Origin of the sequence: Nocardia carnea (genome assembly GCF_029869215.1) — a bacterium.
Lineage (GTDB): Bacteria > Actinomycetota > Actinomycetes > Mycobacteriales > Mycobacteriaceae > Nocardia > Nocardia carnea_B.
Genome location: NZ_JARWPM010000395.1, coordinates 1 through 1570 on the forward strand (window position 1 = coordinate 1; position 1570 = coordinate 1570).

A 1570-nucleotide genomic window follows, 5' to 3' on the forward strand; every position below is an offset into this window, starting at 1 on the left:
CGGGCGTCATTGTCGCCGGACGGGGAGTGCCGGTTGCTGGCGACGGCGCCGTTCGAGCAGTTCATGCTGCGGTTGAAGGTCGGGATGACGGCCGGGGTGACCCGGCCCCCCCGGACCCGGGGCCGCGGCCGAAACGGTTCCCGGCGGTCTGGCGGTAGCGCCGCCCCGCCGGCCGACAACGCCGGTGCCGGGTGCCGGAGCCGGGTGTGCGCGTGTGCGGCTCTCCGGCGGTCAGGCCGGTGCGTGGGCAGCGCGCGTACGGACGGTATTCAGTACCTCGGCCACCTGCTGCGGGTGCGTGAGGTGCGGGTAGTGGCCCGCCCCGTCGATCACGGTGGCCGGCGCCGCTACGGGCGTGCTGAGTGGGTCGCGGGAACCGGCGACTATATGCACCGGCACGGTGACCTCGTCGAGCAGGCGGCGGGCGGCGGCGCGGTACGCGGGCCGGCTCGCGGCGCGCAGGGCCGCGACGGTTCGCCGGGCCACGCCGGGGCGGCTCAGCGCGGCGGCCGCGCTCTCGATCGCGGGGCCGGGTGGTACGCCCAGGGTGGCGGCGAGACGGCCGGGGCCGAGGCGGCGCAGTATCGGCGCGGTGATCGGGAGGCGGGTGCGCCATGATCCGCGGGGCTGGAGGAACGCCGGTGCGATCAGGACGATTCCGGCGATGCGGCCGGGGTGGGCGGCCGCGTAGCGCAGCACCGGGAGGCAGCCCAGGGAATGGCCGACCAGGACCGGGCGGGTGGTGACCGCGGCCATGAGCCGGTCGGGAACGAAGTCGGCGGGGTCGGCGCCGGGGGCGGAACGGCCCAGGCCGGGTAGATCGGCGGTGTAGGTGGACCCGTTCGCCGCCGCGGTGACTTCGCGCCAGACCTCGCTGTCGGTCGGAAGGCCGTGCAACAGCACGAAATCCGGTGTGCGTGCGTCGCCGCTCACCCAGAGGCCGTTGTCGAAGCGGGCGGCCGGGTCCGCCGCGGTGGCGCCGAAACGGCTGCTCACCAGATGGTCGGCCCAGTCGCGCAGGATGGTCGCGGTGGGTGGCATGGTGAGGCCGGCGGCGGTGGCCACGGCGGTGGCGGCCGAGGTGTCGTAACGGTCCTCGGACAGAAAGGCCAGCCGCTCCTCGTCCACCCCGGTGAGCCGGCGCGGGAGTCGCGCGACCACTCCCGCCGGGATGGTGAAACGCGGTACGCGGACGTGCATATGGCGGGCCAGAATGCCGATCAGTTCCGGGAGCGGCGGGCTCGCCGGGTCCAGCACGGTGTAGGAGCGGCCCGCGGTGTCCGGGTTGTGCGGCAGGGCGGCGAGGAATTCGGCGAAGTAACCGAGGTCGAGGATCGGCAGCAGGGTGCGGGCGTTGCCGGGGAGCGCGGGCAGTTTGCCGTACCACAGGTCGCGGGCGAGTTCGGCGAGGCCGAGGTACTGGCCGGGGCCGAGGACGGTGCTCGGGTTGGCGATCGTCAGCGCTACCCCCGCGGCCGCGGCGCGTTCGCGCCGCACCGGATAGGCCTCGAATTTGGATGCGCCGTAGGCGCCGCCCCCGTAGTAGTGCTCGGCCGACTCCCGGGCGGTG

The 1570-nt window shown here is 74.8% G+C and carries 1 protein-coding gene and 1 pseudogene; one reads left to right on the top strand and one right to left on the bottom strand.

Annotation, left to right across the window (positions count from 1 at the left end; translation table 11 throughout):
* Positions 1-99 (top strand): annotated as a pseudogene (locus tag QH276_RS28770) (twin-arginine translocase subunit TatC); the annotation flags it as partial.
* A gap of 132 nt (positions 100-231) precedes the next feature.
* On the opposite strand, the gene QH276_RS28775 reads toward QH276_RS28770, so the two are convergent.
* Positions 232-1570, bottom strand: a 1339-nt coding sequence (locus tag QH276_RS28775; RefSeq protein ID WP_280406962.1) for an alpha/beta fold hydrolase, incomplete at its 5' end; no start/stop codon positions are given.